This is a genomic window from Actinocorallia longicatena, assembly GCF_039534125.1.
In the GTDB taxonomy this organism is placed as follows: Bacteria; Actinomycetota; Actinomycetes; order Streptosporangiales; family Streptosporangiaceae; genus Actinocorallia; species Actinocorallia longicatena.
In genome coordinates, this window is sequence record NZ_BAAAUV010000026.1 from 16,311 (window position 1) to 35,014 (window position 18,704).

The 18,704-nt window shown below is 68.3% G+C and carries 18 protein-coding genes; all 18 read left to right on the plus strand.

All coding sequences use genetic code 11. The features are described from left to right. Window positions 1–45 precede the first annotated feature (45 nt). Window positions 46–981, plus strand: coding sequence for a threonine ammonia-lyase (locus tag ABD785_RS33490; RefSeq protein ID WP_344836435.1), 936 nt, complete (start codon window positions 46–48; stop codon window positions 979–981). 23 nt (window positions 982–1,004) lie between these two features. After that, window positions 1,005–1,229, plus strand: a complete 225-nt coding sequence (locus ABD785_RS33495) for a DUF4229 domain-containing protein (RefSeq protein ID WP_344836437.1) — start codon at window positions 1,005–1,007, stop codon at window positions 1,227–1,229. Between the two features lie 10 nt (window positions 1,230–1,239). Further along, the gene (locus ABD785_RS33500) at window positions 1,240–1,944 is read left to right on the plus strand and encodes a demethylmenaquinone methyltransferase (RefSeq protein ID WP_344836440.1); all 705 of its coding nucleotides are present in this window, start codon (window positions 1,240–1,242) and stop codon (window positions 1,942–1,944) included. A 160-nt stretch (window positions 1,945–2,104) separates the two neighbouring features. Further along, complete coding sequence (locus ABD785_RS33505) at window positions 2,105–3,370, plus strand: geranylgeranyl reductase family protein (RefSeq protein WP_344836443.1); 1,266 nt, start codon at window positions 2,105–2,107, stop codon at window positions 3,368–3,370. 115 nt (window positions 3,371–3,485) lie between these two features. Beyond that, a complete protein-coding gene (locus tag ABD785_RS33510; RefSeq protein WP_344836446.1) occupies window positions 3,486–3,845 on the plus strand; it encodes an NADH-quinone oxidoreductase subunit A in 360 nt (119 codons plus the stop codon). Window positions 3,846–3,847: 2 nt separating this feature from the next. Further along, window positions 3,848–4,399, plus strand: coding sequence for a NuoB/complex I 20 kDa subunit family protein (locus ABD785_RS33515; RefSeq protein WP_344836449.1), 552 nt, complete (start codon window positions 3,848–3,850; stop codon window positions 4,397–4,399). Further along, window positions 4,396–5,031: an NADH-quinone oxidoreductase subunit C gene (locus ABD785_RS33520; protein WP_425547854.1), complete on the plus strand. Its 636-nt coding sequence runs from the start codon at window positions 4,396–4,398 to the stop codon at window positions 5,029–5,031. The genes ABD785_RS33515 and ABD785_RS33520 overlap by 4 nt, the downstream gene beginning before the upstream one ends. Continuing rightward, a complete protein-coding gene (locus ABD785_RS33525) occupies window positions 5,028–6,386 on the plus strand; it encodes an NADH-quinone oxidoreductase subunit D (protein WP_344836452.1) in 1,359 nt (452 codons plus the stop codon). The genes ABD785_RS33520 and ABD785_RS33525 overlap by 4 nt, the downstream gene beginning before the upstream one ends. Further along, the gene (gene nuoE / locus ABD785_RS33530) at window positions 6,383–7,105 is read left to right on the plus strand and encodes an NADH-quinone oxidoreductase subunit NuoE (RefSeq protein ID WP_344836454.1); all 723 of its coding nucleotides are present in this window, start codon (window positions 6,383–6,385) and stop codon (window positions 7,103–7,105) included. Before ABD785_RS33525 ends, nuoE begins: the two co-directional genes overlap by 4 nt. Then, entirely contained in the window at window positions 7,102–8,394 is a 1,293-nt protein-coding gene (gene nuoF / locus ABD785_RS33535) for an NADH-quinone oxidoreductase subunit NuoF (RefSeq protein ID WP_344836456.1), read from the plus strand. Before nuoE ends, nuoF begins: the two co-directional genes overlap by 4 nt. A 2-nt stretch (window positions 8,395–8,396) precedes the next feature. Beyond that, entirely contained in the window at window positions 8,397–10,814 is a 2,418-nt protein-coding gene (locus ABD785_RS33540; RefSeq protein WP_344836459.1) for an NADH-quinone oxidoreductase subunit G, read from the plus strand. Continuing rightward, a complete protein-coding gene (gene nuoH, locus ABD785_RS33545; RefSeq protein WP_344836462.1) occupies window positions 10,815–12,113 on the plus strand; it encodes an NADH-quinone oxidoreductase subunit NuoH in 1,299 nt (432 codons plus the stop codon). Beyond that, the gene (gene nuoI, locus ABD785_RS33550; protein WP_344836465.1) at window positions 12,100–12,642 is read left to right on the plus strand and encodes an NADH-quinone oxidoreductase subunit NuoI; all 543 of its coding nucleotides are present in this window, start codon (window positions 12,100–12,102) and stop codon (window positions 12,640–12,642) included. Before nuoH ends, nuoI begins: the two co-directional genes overlap by 14 nt. Beyond that, a complete protein-coding gene (locus ABD785_RS33555) occupies window positions 12,642–13,388 on the plus strand; it encodes an NADH-quinone oxidoreductase subunit J (protein ID WP_344836467.1) in 747 nt (248 codons plus the stop codon). Before nuoI ends, ABD785_RS33555 begins: the two co-directional genes overlap by 1 nt. Next, window positions 13,385–13,678 (plus strand): NADH-quinone oxidoreductase subunit NuoK, encoded by a 294-nt coding sequence (nuoK, locus tag ABD785_RS33560; RefSeq protein ID WP_344836470.1) that lies wholly within the window; start codon window positions 13,385–13,387, stop codon window positions 13,676–13,678. The genes ABD785_RS33555 and nuoK overlap by 4 nt, the downstream gene beginning before the upstream one ends. A 9-nt stretch (window positions 13,679–13,687) precedes the next feature. Continuing rightward, complete coding sequence (nuoL, locus tag ABD785_RS33565) at window positions 13,688–15,568, plus strand: NADH-quinone oxidoreductase subunit L (protein WP_344836473.1); 1,881 nt, start codon at window positions 13,688–13,690, stop codon at window positions 15,566–15,568. Next, the gene (locus tag ABD785_RS33570; RefSeq protein ID WP_344836476.1) at window positions 15,568–17,100 is read left to right on the plus strand and encodes an NADH-quinone oxidoreductase subunit M; all 1,533 of its coding nucleotides are present in this window, start codon (window positions 15,568–15,570) and stop codon (window positions 17,098–17,100) included. The genes nuoL and ABD785_RS33570 overlap by 1 nt, the downstream gene beginning before the upstream one ends. Window positions 17,101–17,156: 56 nt before the next feature. Continuing rightward, entirely contained in the window at window positions 17,157–18,689 is a 1,533-nt protein-coding gene (gene nuoN, locus ABD785_RS33575; protein ID WP_425547855.1) for an NADH-quinone oxidoreductase subunit NuoN, read from the plus strand. Window positions 18,690–18,704 lie beyond the last annotated feature (15 nt).

Sequence of the window (18,704 nt, forward strand, 5' to 3'; positions counted from 1 at the left end):
AGGTGGTGCGGGCGGACGAAGATCCGATACGGATAAGCTCACTCCATGTCCGATCTGGTGACTTTGGCGGAGATCGAGGCGGCGGCCGTGCGATTGACGGGTGTCGCCGTCCACACCCCATTGGTCGCCTTTCCCGGAAAGCCGCTCCATATCAAGGCGGAGTCGCTTCAGCCGGTCGGGGCGTTCAAGCTGAGAGGCGCTTATGCGGCGCTGACCGCGGGTGCTCCGGTCCAGGGCGTGATCACCCATTCGAGCGGAAACCACGCCCAGGCGATCGCCTGGGCGGCACGCGAGCTCGGCATCCCGGCCGTCCTGGTGATCCCGAACAACGCGCCGAGCGTCAAGATCGACGCCTGCCTGGACCTCGGGGCGGAGGTCGTCCTCGTCGAGCCGACCATCGAGGCTCGGACCGAGACGGCCGACCGGCTGGCCACCGCGCACGGCTACGAGCTGGTCCCCCCGTTCGACGACCGCCGGGTGATCGCCGGTCAGGGCACCATCGGGCTGGAGATCCTCGCCGAGCGTCCGGCCACCGACGTGATCCTGGTGCCGGTGGGCGGCGGCGGGCTGATCGCCGGGATCGCCACCGCGGTGAAGGCGCTGAGCCCGACAACCAAGATCATCGGAGTGGAGCCCTCCCTGGCCGCCGACGCCAGGGACTCCTTCCTCCTCGGCCGCCCCGTCGCCTGGGACCCCAGGGACACCGGCCGGACGATGGCCGACGCGCTCCGCGTGAATCGTGTCGGAGACATCCCTTTCGCGCACATCGCGGAATATGTCGACGACATCATCACGGTCACCGAGGAAGAGATCTTCGACGCCATGCGGCAGCTCGCGGTGAAGACCCACCTGATCGCCGAACCGGGGGGCGCCGTCGCGACCGCCGCCTATCTGCACCACGCCGATGAGCTGCCGGCCGGAAAGCACTGTGCGGCCGTGCTTTCGGGGGGCAATGTGGACCCCGGACTCCTGTTCGGCTGAACCGCGGATAGTCTCATAGGACCATGCGTTCTGTCATCGCCTACACCTCGGCCCGGATCCTGCTCTTCGCAGCGACCGCCGTCATCCTGTACCTGATCGGCCTCACGGGGCTGATCAATCTCGCGCTGGCCGTGCTGATCTCCGGCATCGTCAGCTATGTTCTGCTGTCCCGGCAGCGCGACGCCGTCTCGACGGCGTTCGTGTCGAAGAAGGACCAGCTGACCAAGTCCACCGCGGACGAGGACTAATCTCGACCTCATGACCCGCGCTGATCTTGACAAGAAGCCCGAAGACGTCGCCGCGATGTTCGACCGGACGGCCGAGAAGTACGACCTTCTCAACAGCCTGATGACCGGCGGGCAGGACCGCGCCTGGCGCAGGGCGGTCGCGCGGGCGATCGGCGCCCGTCCGGGGGAGAGGGTCCTGGACCTCGCCGCCGGCACCGGAACCTCCAGCGCGGCGATCGCCGCCGCCGGTGCCGAGGTCGTGGCCTGCGACTTCTCTCTCGGGATGCTCCAGGTCGGCACCCGCCGCCTCGACGACTCGCGGGGCGTCACCTTCGTCGCGGGCGACGCGCTCAGGCTCCCCTTCGCCGACTCCTCCTTCGACGCCGTCACCATCTCGTTCGGCCTGCGTAACGTCGCGGATGTGGATGTGGCACTGAAGGAGATGCTCAGGGTCGCCCGCCCCGGCGGCCGCCTCCTGGTCTGCGAGGTCAGCCACCCCCCGAACAAGCTCCTGGCGGCCGGCCACGCCCTCCACCTGAAGCGCGGGCTGCCCCTCCTGGCGAAGGCCTCCTCGAACCCCGACTCCTACAACTACCTCGCCGAGTCCACGCTCCGCTGGCCTGACCAGGCGGGACTGTCGGCCCTCCTCCGCGACGCCGGCTGGTCCCGCGTCCAGTGGCGCGACCTCACCTTCGGCGTCGTGGCCCTCCACCGCGCCTGGAAGCCCGAACTTTAACTTCAGCCGAGTTTCGGCAGGTGGAGTAAGGTAAGCCTTCATTACTCGCCGGTAGGAACCTCTTCCCCCCATTGCGCTGACGACGGGTGTAGCCTCGCAAAGACAGTGCCTTGTGAAGTAGTTCACAAGGGAACTTGCGTGCGTTTGCGAGGGTTGGAAGTTGAGCGAGCATTCCCCCCAGGCCGCCGATGTGATCGTGGTGGGGGCCGGGCCGGCCGGGTCCACCACGGCTTATTATCTCGCGCAGGCTGGGTTGAAGGTGTTCCTTCTCGAGAAGGCGACCTTTCCGCGGGACAAGATCTGCGGGGACGGGCTGACACCGCGCGCCGTCAGGCAGCTCATCGCGATGGGCGTCGACATCAACGCGCCCGGGTGGATCCGTAACAAGGGGCTGCGGATCTACGGCGGCGGGGTGAAGATCGAGCTGCCGTGGCCGGAGCTGGCGAGCTTCCCCGACTTCGGCCTGGTGCGGCCCCGTATGGACTTCGACCAGCTTCTCGCCGAGCACGCGGCGAAGGCCGGAGCGACCCTGCTCCAGGGCACGAACGTCACCGAGCCCATCATCGACGAGCGCACCGACCGCGTCGTCGGCGTGCGGGCGGTCGACAAGAAGAGCGGTACGGCGCGTGAGTTCCGCGCCCCGCTGGTCGTCGCCGCCGACGGCAACAGCGCCCGGCTCGCCCTCGCCCTCGGGATCCGCAAGCGTGAGGACCGGCCGCTGGGCGTCGCGGTCCGGCGCTACTACGAGACGCCGCGCCACGACGACGACTACATGGAGTCCTGGCTCGAACTCTGGGACGGCGACAAGCTTCTCCCCGGCTACGGCTGGGTCTTCGGGTGCGGCAACGGCACCTCGAACGTCGGGCTCGGGCTGCTCAACACGTCCAAGTCCTTCCAGAACACCGACTACCGCGCGATGCTCCAGCGGTGGACCGCCGGAATGCCCGAGGAGTGGCAGTTCGACGAGGCCCACGCGACGGGACCCATCCGCGGGGCGGCCCTGCCGATGGGATTCAACCGGCAGCCGCACTACTCGCGGGGCCTGCTCCTGGTGGGCGACGCGGGCGGAATGATCAACCCGTTCAACGGCGAGGGCATCGACTACGCGATGGAGTCCGGCCATCTGGCCGCGGGCATCGTCGTGCAGGCACTGGCCCGGCCGACCGCCGCACAGCGGGAACGGGCGCTCTACGAGTACCCGCGCATCCTCAAGGAGGAGCACGGGGGGTACTTCACGATCGGGCGCGTGTTCGTGAAGGCCATCGGCGACCCGCGGGTGATGAAGTTCGCCACCCGGCACGGGCTGCCCCATCCGACGCTGATGCGGTTCACGCTGAAGCTCCTGGCCAACCTCACCGACCCGCGCGGCGGCGACTCGATGGACCGCATCATCAATGCGATGTCGAAGATCGCCCCCGCGGCCTGACCCGTTGTTTCCCAACAGAAACCCCGTTGGTACAGACCAATGACGTATCTCACTAGGATGATGCAGCTCACAAGGGTGAGCTCCATCACGAGCTATGAGGGGGGTGTGTAAACCCGTGGACCTCTACTACCCGATCATCGGTCTCGCGGCGCTGGCAGCGGCCTTCGCCATCGGCTCGGTGGTCATGGCCGCCTTCACCGGGCCCAAGCGCTGGAACCGGGCGAAGCTCGAAGCGTACGAGTGCGGAATCGAGCCGACGCCGCAACCGGTCGGCGGCGGCCGCTTCCCCGTGAAGTACTACCTCACGGCGATGCTCTTCATCGTCTTCGACATTGAGATCATTTTCCTCTATCCCTGGGCCGTCGCCTTCGACCACTTGGGGATTTTCGGTCTCGTCGAGATGGTGCTCTTCATCGTCACCGTCCTCGTCGCGTACGCCTATATCTGGCGTCGCGGCGGTCTGGAGTGGGACTAGAAATGGGCTTGGAAGAGAAACTCCCCAGCGGATTCCTGCTCAGCACGGTCGAGCAGGTGGCGGGCTGGGCGAGGAAGAGTTCGGTGTGGCCCGCCACGTTCGGTCTCGCCTGCTGCGCCATCGAGATGATGGCGACGGGGGACCCGCGCCACGACATGGCGCGCTGGGGCATGGAACGTGCGTCTGCGACCCCTCGGCAGGCGGACCTGATGATCGTGGCCGGCCGGGTGAGCCAGAAGATGGCGCCGGTCCTGCGGCAGATCTACGACCAGATGTCCGAGCCCAAGTGGGTCATCGCGATGGGCGTGTGCGCCTCCTCCGGCGGCATGTTCAACAACTACGCGATCGTCCAGGGCGTCGACCACATCGTCCCCGTGGACATCTATCTCCCCGGCTGCCCGCCGCGCCCGGAGATGCTGCTGGACGCGATCCTGAAGCTGCACGACAAGATTCAGAACACGAAGCTGGGCGCGCAGCGCGAGAAGCAGATCGTCGAGCTCGAGAACGCGAAGCTGCGGCGGCTGCCCCTGCTCGGCCAGTCGGGAGCGATCTGATGTCCGAACGGCACGGCATGTTCGGCGCGAACACCACGGGCGACACGTCCGGATACGGGCGGCTCGTGGTGGCCGCGCCCAAGAAGGCCTCCTCCCCGCGCCCTTACGGGGACTACTTCGACGAGGTCGCCGACGAGCTGGAGCGCTCCGGTCTCGGCGACGCGATCGAGCGGACGGTCGTCCACCGCGGCGAGATCACCTTCCATGTGAAGCGTGAGCGCGTCGTCGAGGTGATGCGGACCCTGCGGGACGAGCCCGCACTGCGCTTCGAGCTCTGCACGGGAGTCTCGGGCGTGCACTACCCGCAGGAGACCGGCGAGGAGCTGCGCGCCGTCTACCACCTGCTGTCGATGACGCACAACCGGCGCGTGCGCGTCGAGGTGTCCGCCCCGGACGCCGACCCGCACATCCCCTCGGTCGTCTCGGTCTACCCGACCAACGACTGGCACGAGCGGGAGACCTGGGACTTCTTCGGCATCGTCTTCGACGGCCACCCGTCGCTGACGCGCATCGAGATGCCCGACGACTGGGTCGGCCACCCGCAGCGCAAGGACTATCCCCTCGGCGGCATCCCCGTCGAATACCGCGGCGCCGAGATCCCGCCGCCCGACCAGCGGAGGTCGTACTCATGACGACGAGTTACGACGCGTACAGCGCCGGTGCGACGGACGACGGCGGGACCGAGGGCAAGGTGTTCAACCTCGCCGGCGCGGACTGGGACGAGGTCGTCGCCGGCGCCAAGGACGCCGAGAACGACGAGCGCCTCGTCATCAACATGGGCCCGCAGCACCCGTCGACCCACGGTGTGCTCCGCCTGATCCTCACCCTCGACGGCGAGTCGGTGGACGAGTGCCGCGTCGGCATCGGCTACCTGCACACCGGCATCGAGAAGAACATGGAGTTCCGCACCTGGACGCAGGGCACCACGTTCTGCACCCGGATGGACTACCTGGCTCCGATCTTCAACGAGACGGCCTACTGCCTCGCGGTCGAGAAGCTGCTGGGCGTCACCGACCAGATCCCCGAGCGGGCCAGCGTCATCCGCGTGATGATGATGGAGCTCAACCGGATCTCCTCGCACCTGGTGGCCATCGCGACCTTCGGCCTGGAGCTGGGCGCGACGACCGTCATGCTGAACGGGTTCGTCGAGCGCGAGTACACCCTCGACCTGTTCGAGGAGATCGCCGGCCTGCGGATGAACATGGCCTACGTCCGTCCCGGCGGCGTGGCGCAGGACATCGGCCCGCCCGCGATCTCCAAGCTCCGCGAGTACCTGGAGCGGATGCCGCAGCGGTTCGCCCAGATGCGCAAGCTGATGGACGCCAACCCGGTCTACCTGGCCCGCACCAAGGACGTCGCCTACCTCGACCTCACCGGCTGCATGGCACTCGGCATCACCGGGCCCGTGCTGCGGTCGGCGGGGCTGCCGTGGGACCTGCGCAAGACGCAGCCGTACTGCGGTTACGAGACCTACGACTTCGAGGTGCACACGCAGGAGTCCTGCGACGTGTACGGCCGCTATCTCGTCCGCATGGCCGAGATGGAGGAGTCGCTGAAGATCGTCGAGCAGTGCGTCGAGCGGCTGACCAAGGGCTCCGCCAAGGACGGCCCGGTCATGATCGAGGACAAGAAGATCGGCTGGCCCGCACAGCTGGCCATCGGCGCCGACGGCATGGGCAACTCGCCCGCGCACATCGGCCACATCATGGGCGAGTCCATGGAAGCGCTGATCCACCACTTCAAGCTGGTGACCGAGGGCTTCCGCGTCCCCGCCGGGCAGGTCTACTCGGCCGTCGAGTCGCCGCGCGGCGAGCTGGGCGTCCACCTGGTCTCCGACGGCGGGACCCGTCCCTACCGGGCCCACTTCCGGGACCCGTCGTTCACCAACCTTCAGGCCACGGCCGCGATGTGCGAGGGCGGATTCGTCGCCGACGTCATCGCCGCGGTCGCGTCCCTCGACCCCGTGATGGGAGGCGTCGACCGATGACCACATTCCTGGGCACACCCGGTTCGGGCAACCCGAACGGGCCCGGAAACCTGCACTTCGAGGCGGGCGAGCCTTACGACGTCGAGACGCGGCAGCGCCTCGAACAGGACGCCAAGGACATCATCTCCCGCTATCCGCAGACACGCTCGGCGCTGCTGCCGATGCTGCACCTCGTGCAGTCCATCGACGGGCGGATCACCGAGCAGGGCGTGAACTTCTGCGCCGCCATGCTCGACATCACCCCCGCGCAGGTGACGGGCGTCGCGACCTTCTACACCCAGTACAAGCGGAAGCCGATGGGCACCTACCACGTGGGCGTGTGCATCAACACGCTCTGCGCGGTCCTCGGCGGCGACCAGATCTGGGAGGAGCTGAGCGAGCACGTCGGCGTCGGCCACGACGAGACGACCGAGGACGGCAAGATCTCCCTCGAACGTCTCGAGTGCAACGCGGCCTGCGACTTCGCGCCGGTCATGATGGTCAACTGGGAGTTCTTCGACAACCAGACCCCTGACAGCGCGAAGGAACTCGTCGACGACCTGCGCTCCGGCAAGGACGTCGCCCCCACGCGCGGCGCCGCGAAGCTCTGCTCGTTCAAGGACGCCTCCCGCGTCCTGGCCGGCTTCGCCGACGGACGCGCCCACGAGGGACTCCAGGCCGGGCCCGAGTCGCTGCGCGGCGTCGAGCTCGCCAAGGAGAAGGGATGGGAGGCGCCATGACGACGCTGACTCCGGTCCTCACCAAGAACTGGGACCAGGCCGACTCCTTCACCCGTGAGGCCTACGAGCGCAACGGCGGCTACGCCTCCCTGCGCACGGCCCTCGGGATGGAGCCGTCGGCCATCGTCGACGCCGTCAAGGACTCCGGTCTGCGCGGCCGCGGCGGCGCCGGCTTCCCCACCGGCATGAAGTGGGGCTTCCTGGCCCAGGGCACCGGCAAGCCCACCTACCTGGTGGTCAACGCCGACGAGTCCGAGCCGGGCACCTGCAAGGACATCCCGCTGATGATGGCCGACCCGCACGTGCTGGTCGAGGGCGTCATCATCTCCTCGTTCGCGATCGGCGCGCACCACGCGTTCATCTACGTGCGCGGCGAGGTCCTGCACGTGATCCGCAGGCTCCAGGAGGCCGTCAAGGAGGCGTACGAGGCCGGATATCTCGGCTCGAACATCCTCGGCAGCGGTTTCGACCTGGAACTGGTCGTGCACTCCGGTGCGGGCGCCTACATCTGCGGTGAGGAGACGGCGCTCCTCGACTCCCTCGAGGGGTTCCGTGGACAGCCCAGGCTCAAGCCCCCGTTCCCGGCGGTCGCGGGCCTCTACGGCGGACCCACCGTCGTGAACAACGTCGAATCGATCGCGTCCGTTCCCTCGATCGTGGGAAAGGGCGCCGACTGGTTCGCGAGCATGGGAACCGAGAAGTCCAAGGGCTTCGGGATCTTCTCGCTGTCGGGGCACGTCACCCGGCCCGGGCAGTACGAGGCTCCCCTCGGCATCACCCTGCGGGAGCTGCTCGACATGGCGGGCGGCGTCCGGGAGGGCCACGAACTCAAGTTCTGGACCCCCGGCGGCTCCTCCACGCCGATCTTCACCGCCGAGCACCTGGACGTCCCGCTCGACTTCGAGTCGGTCGGCGCCGCCGGATCCATGCTCGGCACCCGCGCGCTGCAGATCTTCGACGAGACGACCTGCGTGCTGCGGGCCGTCCTGCGGTGGACCGAGTTCTACGCGCACGAGTCCTGCGGCAAGTGCACCCCCTGCCGGGAGGGCACCTACTGGCTCAAGCAGATGCTGAAGCGTCTGGAGAAGGGCCAGGGCGGCGAAGAGGACCTCACCACCCTCAACGACATCGCCGACAACATCCTCGGACGGTCGTTCTGCGCCCTCGGCGACGGCGCGACCAGCCCGATCCACTCGTCGATCAAGTACTTCCGCGAGGAGTACCTGAGGCACTTCGAGCACGGCGGCTGCCCCTTCGACACCGCCAAGTCCACGAAGTGGGGGGCATGAGCATGACCGCAACTTCTGAGAGCGCGGTCGCACAGTCCGAAGACCTGGTCAAGGTGACCATCGACGGCTTCGAGATCTCCGTGCCCAAGGGCACGCTGATCATCCGGGCCGCCGAGCTCCTGGGCATCCAGATCCCGCGCTTCTGCGACCACCCGCTGCTCGACCCGGTCGGCGCCTGCCGCCAGTGCCTGGTCGACATCCCCGACGCCGGCAACGGACGCGGCTTCCCCAAGCCGCAGGCGTCCTGCACCATCCCGGTCGCGCCGGGCATGGTCATCAACACCCAGCTCACCTCTCCTGTGGCCGACGCGGCGCAGAAGGGCGTGATGGAGTTCCTGCTCATCAACCACCCGCTGGACTGCCCGGTCTGCGACAAGGGCGGCGAGTGCCCCCTGCAGAACCAGGCGATGTCCAACGGGCGCGGTGAGACCCGGTTCGTCGAGCTGAAGCGGACCTTCCCCAAGCCGCTGCCGCTCTCCTCCCAGGTGCTGCTCGACCGCGAGCGCTGCATCCAGTGCGCCCGCTGCACCCGGTTCAGCGACCAGATCGCCGGCGACGCCTTCATCGACCTGTTCGAGCGGGGCGCCAAGGAGCAGGTGGGCACCGCGGACGGCAAGCCGTTCTCGTCCTACTTCTCCGGCAACACCGTCCAGATCTGCCCGGTCGGCGCGCTGACCGGGGCGGCCTACCGGTTCCGGTCCCGGCCGTTCGACCTCGTGTCGACGCCGAGCGTCTGCGAGCAGTGCTCGGCCGGCTGCGCCCAGCGGACCGACCACCGGCGCGGCAAGGTCACCCGCCGCCTCGCCGGTGACGACCCGCAGGTCAACGAGGAGTGGAACTGCGACAAGGGCCGGTGGGCGTTCACCTACGCCACCCAGCCCGACCGGCTCACGCATCCGCTGGTCCGTGACGCCGACGGCGTGCTCCGGCCCGCCTCCTGGCCCGAGGCCCTCGACGCCGCCGCGCGCGGCCTCGCGGGACGGTCCGCGGGCGTGCTGACCGGTGGACGCCTGACCCTGGAGGACGCCTACGCCTACTCCAAGTTCGCCCGCGTCGCCCTCGGCACCAACGACATCGACTTCCGCTCCCGGCCGCACAGCTGGGAGGAGGCCGACTTCATCGCCCACTCGGTCGCCGGTCACGGCATCGAGGTCTCCTACGCCGCGCTGGAGAACGCGCCGGTCGTGCTGCTCGCGGGCTTCGAGCCCGAGGAGGAGTCGCCGATCGTCTTCCTGCGGCTGCGGAAGGCCGCGCGCAAGAACGGCCAGAAGGTCCTGTCGATCGCCCCGTTCGCCACCCGCGGGCTGGAGAAGCTCAACGGCACCCTGATCCAGGCCGGTCCCGGAGCCGAGGCCGAGGCGCTCAGCATCAACGGCAGGGCCGCGGAGGAGCTCAGGGCCGACGGCTCGGTGATCCTCGTCGGTGAGCGCCTCGCCCAGGTCCCCGGCGCGCTCAGCGCGGTCGTCCGCCTCGCGCAGACGACCAACGCCAGGCTCGCCTGGGTGCCGCGCAGGGCCGGAGAGCGTGGAGCCGCCGAGGCCGGCGCGCTTCCGGGCCTCCTGCCGATCGGACGCCCGATCACCGACCCCGAGGCCCGCGCCGAGGTGGCCCGCGCCTGGGGCGTCGCGGCGCTGCCCGAGGAGCCCGGCAGGGATGGCAACGCCATCCTCGCCGCCGCCCTCGCCGGTGAGATCGACGCCCTGGTCATCGGCGGTGTCGAGCTCGACGATCTGGCCGACCCGGCCGCGGCCGCCGAGGCCCTGGCCGGGACCCGGTTCATCGTCTCCCTCGAACAGCGGGTCAGCGCGGTCACCGACCGGGCCGACGTGGTGCTGCCGGTGGCGACCGTCCAGGAGAAGTCCGGGACGTTCGTGAACTGGGAGGGCCGCGGCCGCCCGTTCGAGACCGCGCTGAAGGTTCCGGGCATCATGTCCGACCTGAAGGTGCTGGGCGCGATCGCCGACGAGATGGACGTCCACCTCGGGCTCCCCGACGCGGCGGCCGCCCGGCGTGAGCTGTCCGACCTCGGCTCCTACCGGGGCGACCGCCCGGAGGCTCCGCACCAGCTCGCCGAGTTCACCTTCACGCCCGGCCAGGGCGAGGCGGTGCTCGCCACCTGGCGGCTCCTCCTCGACGACGGCCGGCTCCAGGACGGCGAGCCGCACCTCAAGGGCACCGCGCGTCCGTCGGTCGCCAGGCTGTCGGGCAAGACCGCCGCGGAGAACGGGATCGAGGGCACGGCGACCGTCTCGACGGCCCGCGGCTCGATCACCGTCCCGGTGGAACTCGCCGACCTGCCCGACGGCGTCATCTGGCTCCCCGGCAACTCGTCCGGGATCAACCTGCTCCGTGACCTCGTTGCCACGACGGGCTCGATCGTGAAGATCGATTCAACTGCGAAGATCGGAGGTGTGAGCTAAATGGATCCCACACTTCCCGGCTTCGGCCAGGACCCGTGGTGGCTGGTCCTCGGCAAGGTGCTGGTCGTCTTCGTCTTCCTGGTCCTGACCGTGCTCCTGTCCATGTGGGTGGAGCGGCGTGTCATCGGCCGGATGCAGCTGCGGCTCGGCCCGAACCGGTGCGGGCCGTTCGGCCTGCTCCAGGGCCTCGCGGACGGCGTGAAGCTGGCGCTGAAGGAGGACATCGTCCCCACCGGGGTCGACAAGATCGTCTTCTGGACGGCCCCGGTGATCTCCGCGATCCCGGCGTTCGTGTCGTTCATCATCATCCCGTTCGGCCCGACGGTCTCGATCTTCGGTCACCAGACGCCGCTGCAGGGCACCGACCTCCCGGTGGCGGTCCTGCTGGTGCTCGCGATGAGCTCCATCGGCGTCTACGGGATCGTGCTGGCCGGCTGGTCGTCGATGTCGCCCTACTCGCTGCTCGGCGGGCTGCGCTCCAGCGCCCAGGTGATCTCCTACGAGATCGCGATGGGCCTGTCGTTCGTCGCGGTGTTCCTGTTCTCCGGCACCCTGTCCACCTCGGGCATCGTCGCCGCGCAGCAGGACCGCTGGTTCGCCGTGATGCTGCTGCCCTCGTTCATCGTCTACGTCATCACGATGATGGGCGAGTCCAACCGCATCCCCTTCGACCTCCCCGAGGGCGAAGGCGAGATCGTCGGCGGTTTCCACACCGAGTACTCCTCGCTGAAGTTCGCGATGTTCTTCCTCGCCGAGTACATCAACCTCGCGACCCTCTCCGCCCTCGCCACCACGCTGTTCCTCGGCGGCTGGCGGGCGCCCGCCCCCATCTCCACCTTCTGGCCGGGCGCCAACGAGGGCTGGTGGCCGATCCTGTGGTTCCTGGCCAAGCTGTGGATGTTCATCTTCTTCTTCATCTGGCTGCGCGGCTCGCTCCCGCGGGTCCGCTACGACCAGCTGATGAAGCTCGGATGGAAGATCCTCATGCCGGTCTCGCTCGGCTGGATCCTGCTCGTCGCCACCATCCGCGCGCTGCGCAACGAGGGCCACGACCTGGCCTCGTTCAGCGTCGTCGCGGCGGTGCTCGTCGCGCTGGCCCTGGGCGGCTCGATCGTCTGGGACATGCTCAAGAAGGACAAGCGGCAGCTCGTCCCGGACCTCGAGGCACCGGCCACCGCGAAGGACGCCTTCGCGGGCGGCTTCCCGGTGCCGCCGATGGACGCCCCGCACTACCACGGCGTGGGCGTCACCCCCAGCGCTCCCGCGGCCAAGAAGGAGGTCACCAGTGGGACTCACTGACTTCCTGAACCCGGTCAAGGGGTTCGGAGTCGCCTTCCACCAGATGTTCACGAAGGTGGAGACGGTCCAGTACCCCGAGGTGAAGGTGGCCACCGCGCCGCGCTTCCATGGACGGCACCAGCTCAACCGCTGGCCCGACGGCCTCGAGAAGTGCATCGGATGCGAACTGTGCGCCTGGGCCTGCCCCGCCGACGCGATCTTCGTCGAGGGCGGCGACAACACCGAGGACGAGCGCTACTCGCCCGGTGAGCGGTTCGGCCGCGTCTACCAGATCAACTACCTGCGCTGCATCCTGTGCGGCCTGTGCATCGAGGCGTGCCCGACCCGGGCGCTCACGATGACCAACGAGTACGAGCTGGCCGACGACAGCCGCGAGTCGCTGATCTACACCAAGGAGATGCTGCTCGCCCCGCTGCGCGAGGGCATGGAGCTCCCCCCGCACGAGATGAAGCTGGGCGAGACCGAAGAGGACTACTACCGCCTCGGCCTCGGCACTGAGTCGGCTCCCACCGGGGAAGGTGAGTTCTGATGGTCGCCTTCTGGATCCTCGGCGTCATCGCCTCCACCGCCGCACTGGCGATGATCTTCCAGCGGAAGGCCGTCTACTCGGCGCTGCTGCTGGCCGTCGTCATGCTCAGCCTCGCTGTGCTCTACGCCGTGCAGGACGCGCCGTTCCTGGCCTTCGTCCAGGTGATCGTCTACACCGGCGCGGTGCTGATGCTGTTCCTGTTCGTGCTGATGCTGGTGGGCGTCGCGTCCACCGACTCCCTGGTGGAGACGATCACGGGACAGCGGTTCTGGGCGGCGGTCGCGGGCCTCGGCTTCGGCGGCCTGCTGGTGTTCGGCCTGGGCGGGGCGGTGTTCGACGGCTACACCGGCCTCAAGGACGCCAACTCCCAGGGCAACGTGCTCGGCCTCGCCCGGCTGATCTTCACCAAGTACGTGTTCGCGTTCGAGGTGACCAGCGCCCTGCTGATCACCGCGGCGCTGGGCGCGATGGTCCTGGCCCACAAGGAGCGCGTGTCGCCGAAGGCGACCCAGCGCCAGCTCTCGGAGGAGCGCTTCAAGTCCGGCGTCCACCCGGGCAACCTCCCGGGCCCCGGCACCTACGCGCGGCACAACGCGGTCGACATGCCCGCGCTGCTGCCGGACGGCTCGATCTCCGAGCTGTCCCTCAACCCGGTCATCTCCGGACGCTCCGGTGGAACCGACCGTTCCGAAATCCCGTCCGGGGAGCCCCAGACCTCCTCCGGCAACAAGCAGGTGGAGCAGTGACCCACTATCTGGTGCTCTCGGCGATCCTGTTCACCATCGGCGCGGTCGGCGTGCTCGTCCGGCGCAACGCCATCGTGGTGTTCATGTGCGTGGAGCTCATGCTCAACGCCACCAACCTCGCCTTCGTGAGCTTCTCCAAGCAGCACGGCAACCTCGACGGCCAGATCATCGCGTTCTTCGTGATGGTCGTGGCCGCCGCCGAGGTCGTCGTCGGTCTTGCGATCATCATGACCATCTTCCGATCCCGCAGGTCCTCGTCGGTCGACGACGCGAACCTGCTGAAGTACTAGGGGGCGGGGATGCACAAGGCTGAAGGAATACAGTCCGTCGCCTGGCTGCTGATCGCGCTGCCCCTCGCGGGCGCCGCGATCCTCCTGCTGGCCGGGCGCGCGACCGACAAGTGGGGCCACTACCTGGCCACGCTGCTGTCGGCCGCCTCCGGCGTCATCGGTTTCCTGATGTTCGGGCAGATGCTCGGGTACGGGACCGAGGAGCGTTCACGGAACCTGCATCTTTACGACTACTTCGTGACCGGCAACTTCAACGTCGACATCGGGTTGCAGATCGACCAGCTGTCGATCAGCTTCGTCCTGCTGATCACGTTCGTCGGCACTTTGATCCACATCTACTCGATCGGCTACATGGCGCACGACGAGAACCGTCGGCGCTTCTTCGCCTACCTCAACCTCTTCGTCGCCGCGATGCTCCTGCTGGTGCTGAGCGACAACTACCTCGGGTTGTACGTCGGCTGGGAGGGCGTCGGTCTGGCGTCCTACCTGCTCATCGGGTTCTGGCAGCACAAGCCGACCGCGGCGACGGCCGCCAAGAAGGCGTTCGTGGTCAACCGCGTCGGCGACTTCGGCCTGTCGATCGCGATCATGCTGATGTTCGCGACGTTCGGCACGATCTCCTACGCGGGCGTCTACGCGGCCGCCCCGGAGGCGTCCGAGGGCATCCTGACGGCCATCGGCCTGATGCTGCTGCTCGGCGCGTGCGGCAAGTCCGCCCAGCTCCCGCTGCAGTCCTGGCTGCTGGACGCGATGGAGGGCCCGACCCCGGTGTCGGCGCTCATCCACGCGGCGACCATGGTCACCGCGGGCGTCTACCTGATCGTCCGGTCCGGCCCGATCTTCAACCTGTCGGAGACGGCCCAGCTCGTCGTCGCGATCGTCGGCGCCGCCACGCTGCTCGCCGGTGCGGTCATCGGCTGCGCGAAGGACGACATCAAGAAGGCCCTCGCGGGCTCGACGATGTCGCAGATCGGCTACATGGTCCTGGCGGCCGGGCTCGGCAAGGCCGGGTACGTGTTCGCCATCGCCCACCTGATCACCCACGGCTTCTTCAAGGCCGGGATGTTCCTCGGGGCGGGCTCGGTCATGCACGCCATGAAGGACGACGTGGACATGCGCAAGTACGGTGCCCTGCGCACCGTCATGCTCATCACGTTCGCGACCTTCTTCCTCGGCTACCTCGCGATCATCGGGGTGCCGCCGTTCTCCGGGTTCTTCACCAAGGACCCGATCATCGAGGCGGCCTTCGAGCACAACATCGTGCTCGGGATCTGCGCGATGTTCGGCGCCGCCATCACGGCCTTCTACATGTCGCGGCTGGTCTTCATGACCTTCTTCGGCAAGGCCCGCTGGGACGACGACGCGCACCCGCACGAGTCGCCGCTGGTCATGACCATCCCGCTGATGATCCTCGCGGTCGGCTCCGCCGGCCTCGGCGCGTTCCTCATGCTCGGTCACCGCTTCCAGGACTTCCTGGAGCCGATCACCGGTGCCCCCGAGGAGACGCACTCGCTCGTGTCGGCCAACGGGATCATCACCCTGGTGCTGGTCGCGGCGGGCGTCGCCTACGCGTGGTTCCGCTACGGCGCGGCCACCGTGCCGCGCGAGGCCCCGCGCGGGTCGTTCCTCACGACCTTCGCGCGCAAGGACCTCTACGGTGACGCGATCAACGAGTCGCTGCTGATGCGGCCCGGTCAGTGGATCACCCGCATCGCGGTGTGGTTCGACAACAGGGGCGTCGACGGGGCCGTCAACGGTCTCGCGGCGCTCATCGGAGGAACGTCGGGGCGGGTGCGCCGGGTCCAGACGGGCTTCGTCCGGTCCTACGCCCTCTCCATGTTCATCGGCGCGGGCATCCTCGTGGCCGCACTGCTGGTGGTGAGGGTCTGATGCTGACTCTGCTCATCGCTCTTCCCGCTGTCGGAGCGCTCGTCGTCGGGCTGCTGCCGAAGGCCCAGGAAGAGCTGGCGAAGTACGTGGCGCTGGCCGTCTCCCTGGTGGTCGCGGTCTTCGCGATCGTCATGGCGACGGGCTTCGACACCGACGGCGAACGCTTCCAGTTCACCCAGACGTACTGGTGGATCAAGCAGTTCGGGGTCCACTGGGCGGTCGGGCTCGACGGCGTCTCCCTGACGCTCGTCCTGCTCTCGGTCATCCTCGTCCCCCTGGTCCTGCTGGCCTCCTGGACGCCCGCCGACCGTTACGGCGGCGCCTCGGAGGAGGCACCGCCCGCCCGGTCGGCCAAGCTCTACTTCGCGCTGATCCTCTCGATGGAAGCGATGATGATCGGGGTCTTCGCGGCCACCGACGTCTTCCTGTTCTACGTCTTCTTCGAGGCGATCCTGATCCCGGTCTACTTCCTGGTCGGGACCTACGGCGGTCCGCAGCGCTCCTACGCCGCGGTGAAGTTCCTGCTGTACTCGCTGTTCGGCGGGCTGCTCATGCTGGCCGCCGTGATCGGGCTGTACGTCTACGCCGGCAAGGACTCGTTCCTGCTGAACGACCTCATCGGCGCGAACATCGACCCGGACACCGCCAAGTGGCTGTTCCTCGGCTTCTTCATCGCCTTCGCGATCAAGGCTCCGATGGTGCCGGTCCACACCTGGCTGCCGGACACCGCGTCGCAGGCTCCGGCCGGCGCGCTCGTGCTGATCGTCGGCGTGCTCGACAAGATCGGCACCTACGGGATGATCCGGTTCTGCCTCGAGCTGTTCCCGGGCGCCTCGAAGTGGGCGACCCCGGTCGTCATCACCTTCGCGGTCATCTCGATCGTCTACGGTGCGGTCCTGGCCATCGGCCAGGTCGACCTCAAGCGCCTGATCGCCTACACCTCGGTCTCGCACTTCGGGTTCATCGTCCTCGGGATCTTCGCGATGACGACCACCGCCCAGTCCGGCGCGATGCTGTACATGGTGAACCACGGGTTCTCGACCGGGGCGCTGTTCCTGGCAGCCGGGTTCCTCATCTCGCGGCGCGGGTCGGCCAGGATCGACGCCTACGGCGGCGTGCAGAAGGTGGCTCCGCTGCTGGCGGGCACCTTCCTGGTGGCGGGGCTCTCGGGCCTGTCGCTGCCGGGCCTGTCGTCGTTCGTGTCGGAGTTCCTGGTGCTGGTCGGCACCTTCTCCCGTTACAAGGTTCCGGCGATCATCGCGACCGTCGGCATCGTGCTCGCCGCCGTCTACATCCTCTGGACCTACCAGCGGATCGCCGGCGGCCCGCCCAAGGTCAGCTTCCCCGACCTGGGCGTCCGCGAGCTCGTGGCCATCGGCCCGATCCTCGCGATCATCGTCGCGCTGGGGTTCTTCCCCAAGCCGATCATCGATCTGATCAATCCTTCGGTGGAGCGGACGATGTCGGTGGTCAAGCAGACCGATCCGGCTCCGACCGTCGCTCCGACCGTTGCTGAAGGAGTCAAGCCGTGATCCTCGCAAGCGGGGACATCCCCGCCCCCCATCTGGAGTACGGCCAGCTCGCCCCGATGCTGATCGTGTTCGGGACGGCCATCGTCGGCGTCCTGGTCGAGGCGTTCGCCAGCCGTGAGTGGCGGTCGCCGATCCAGGTGCCGCTGGCCTTCGCGGGCCTGGGCGCGGCGTTCGTCTGGACCGTCATCATGGCGGTCAACGAGAAGACCTTCCACGTGGCGGCCGAAGGGGCCATCGCCGTGGACGGGCCGACCTTCTTCCTGCAGGGCACCATCCTGGTGCTCTCGCTGCTCAGCCTGCTGCTGATCGCCGACCGGCACAAGGACAACTTCGCGGCCCAGGCCGCGGCGATGCCCGGCACCGAGGCGGAGGCGGAGTCGCTGACGGCGGGCGGCGCGCACACCGAGATCTATCCGCTCTCGCTGTTCGCCGTCGGCGGCATGCTGATGTTCCCGGCCGCGAACGACCTGCTCACGATGTTCGTGGCGCTCGAGGTCATGTCGCTGCCGCTGTACCTGCTGTGCGGGCTCGCCCGCCGGCGGCGCCTGCTCTCCCAGGAGGCGGCGCTCAAGTACTTCCTGCTGGGGTCGTTCTCCTCCGCGTTCTTCCTGTTCGGCGTCGCGATGCTGTACGGGTACGCGGGCTCGGTGCGGCTCGGCGACATCGCCAAGGTGATCCAGACCGGGATGACCGTCGTGCCGACGGACGTCGCGGGGAAGGTCCAGCCGCAGGACGCCAACGAGGTGCTGCTGTACGTGGGCGTCGCGCTGCTGGCCGTCGGGCTGCTGTTCAAGATCGGTGCGGTGCCGTTCCACTCGTGGAAGCCGGACGTCTACCAGGGCGCCCCGACCCCGGTCACGGCGCTCATGGCGTCGGGGACCCTGGTCGCGGCCGTCGGTGCGCTGATGCGCGTGTTCTACGTCGCGCTGGAGCAGATGCGCTGGGACTGGCGTCCCATGATGTGGGCTGTGGCGATTATCACGATGCTGGTCGGGGCGGTCGTCGCGATCACCCAGACGGACATCAAGCGGTTGCTGGCCTACTCCTCGGTCGCGCACGCGGGCTTCCTGCTCACGGGCATCATCGCGACCTCGGAGGCCGGTCTGTCGGCCGTCCTGTTCTATCTGGCGGCCTACGGGGCGACCACGGTCGGCGCGTTCGCGGTGATCACGATGGTGCGGGACTCCGGCGGCGAGGCGGGTCACCTGTCGCGCTGGGCCGGGCTCGGCAAGCGGTCGCCGATGGTGGCGGGCATCTTCGCCTTCTTCCTGCTGGCCTTCGCGGGTATCCCGCTGACCAGCGGTTTCACCGGGAAGTTCGCGGTGTTCAAGGCGGCTCTGGAGGGCGGCGCGGCTCCGCTGGTGGTCGTCGGCGTGATCTCCTCGGCGATCGCGGCGTTCTTCTACGTCCGCGTGATCGTGGTCATGTTCTTCAGTGAGCCCGAGCCCGACGGCCCGACCGTCGTCGTCGCCCCGGGCACGGCGGCTGCGGTGGCACTGGGCCTAACGGCTACTGTGATACTTGGTGTGCTCCCGCAACCGCTCCTGGACCTTGCGGGTCAAGCCGCCGGTCAGCTTTTCGTGCGTTAGTTGAGGGGGACAGCC

Coding starts and splice junctions, on each gene's coding strand:
- nuoF (WP_344836456.1), top strand. CDS start 7,102: ATGACGACGCTGACTCCGGTCCTCACCAAGAACTGGGACCAGGCCGAC.
- ABD785_RS33515 (WP_344836449.1), top strand. CDS start 3,848: ATGGGCTTGGAAGAGAAACTCCCCAGCGGATTCCTGCTCAGCACGGTC.
- nuoH (WP_344836462.1), top strand. CDS start 10,815: ATGGATCCCACACTTCCCGGCTTCGGCCAGGACCCGTGGTGGCTGGTC.
- ABD785_RS33540 (WP_344836459.1), top strand. CDS start 8,397: ATGACCGCAACTTCTGAGAGCGCGGTCGCACAGTCCGAAGACCTGGTC.
- ABD785_RS33525 (WP_344836452.1), top strand. CDS start 5,028: ATGACGACGAGTTACGACGCGTACAGCGCCGGTGCGACGGACGACGGC.
- nuoL (WP_344836473.1), top strand. CDS start 13,688: ATGCACAAGGCTGAAGGAATACAGTCCGTCGCCTGGCTGCTGATCGCG.
- ABD785_RS33555 (WP_344836467.1), top strand. CDS start 12,642: ATGGTCGCCTTCTGGATCCTCGGCGTCATCGCCTCCACCGCCGCACTG.
- nuoN (WP_425547855.1), top strand. CDS start 17,157: ATGCTGATCGTGTTCGGGACGGCCATCGTCGGCGTCCTGGTCGAGGCG.
- nuoE (WP_344836454.1), top strand. CDS start 6,383: ATGACCACATTCCTGGGCACACCCGGTTCGGGCAACCCGAACGGGCCC.
- ABD785_RS33495 (WP_344836437.1), top strand. CDS start 1,005: ATGCGTTCTGTCATCGCCTACACCTCGGCCCGGATCCTGCTCTTCGCA.
- ABD785_RS33570 (WP_344836476.1), top strand. CDS start 15,568: ATGCTGACTCTGCTCATCGCTCTTCCCGCTGTCGGAGCGCTCGTCGTC.
- ABD785_RS33500 (WP_344836440.1), top strand. CDS start 1,240: ATGACCCGCGCTGATCTTGACAAGAAGCCCGAAGACGTCGCCGCGATG.
- ABD785_RS33490 (WP_344836435.1), top strand. CDS start 46: ATGTCCGATCTGGTGACTTTGGCGGAGATCGAGGCGGCGGCCGTGCGA.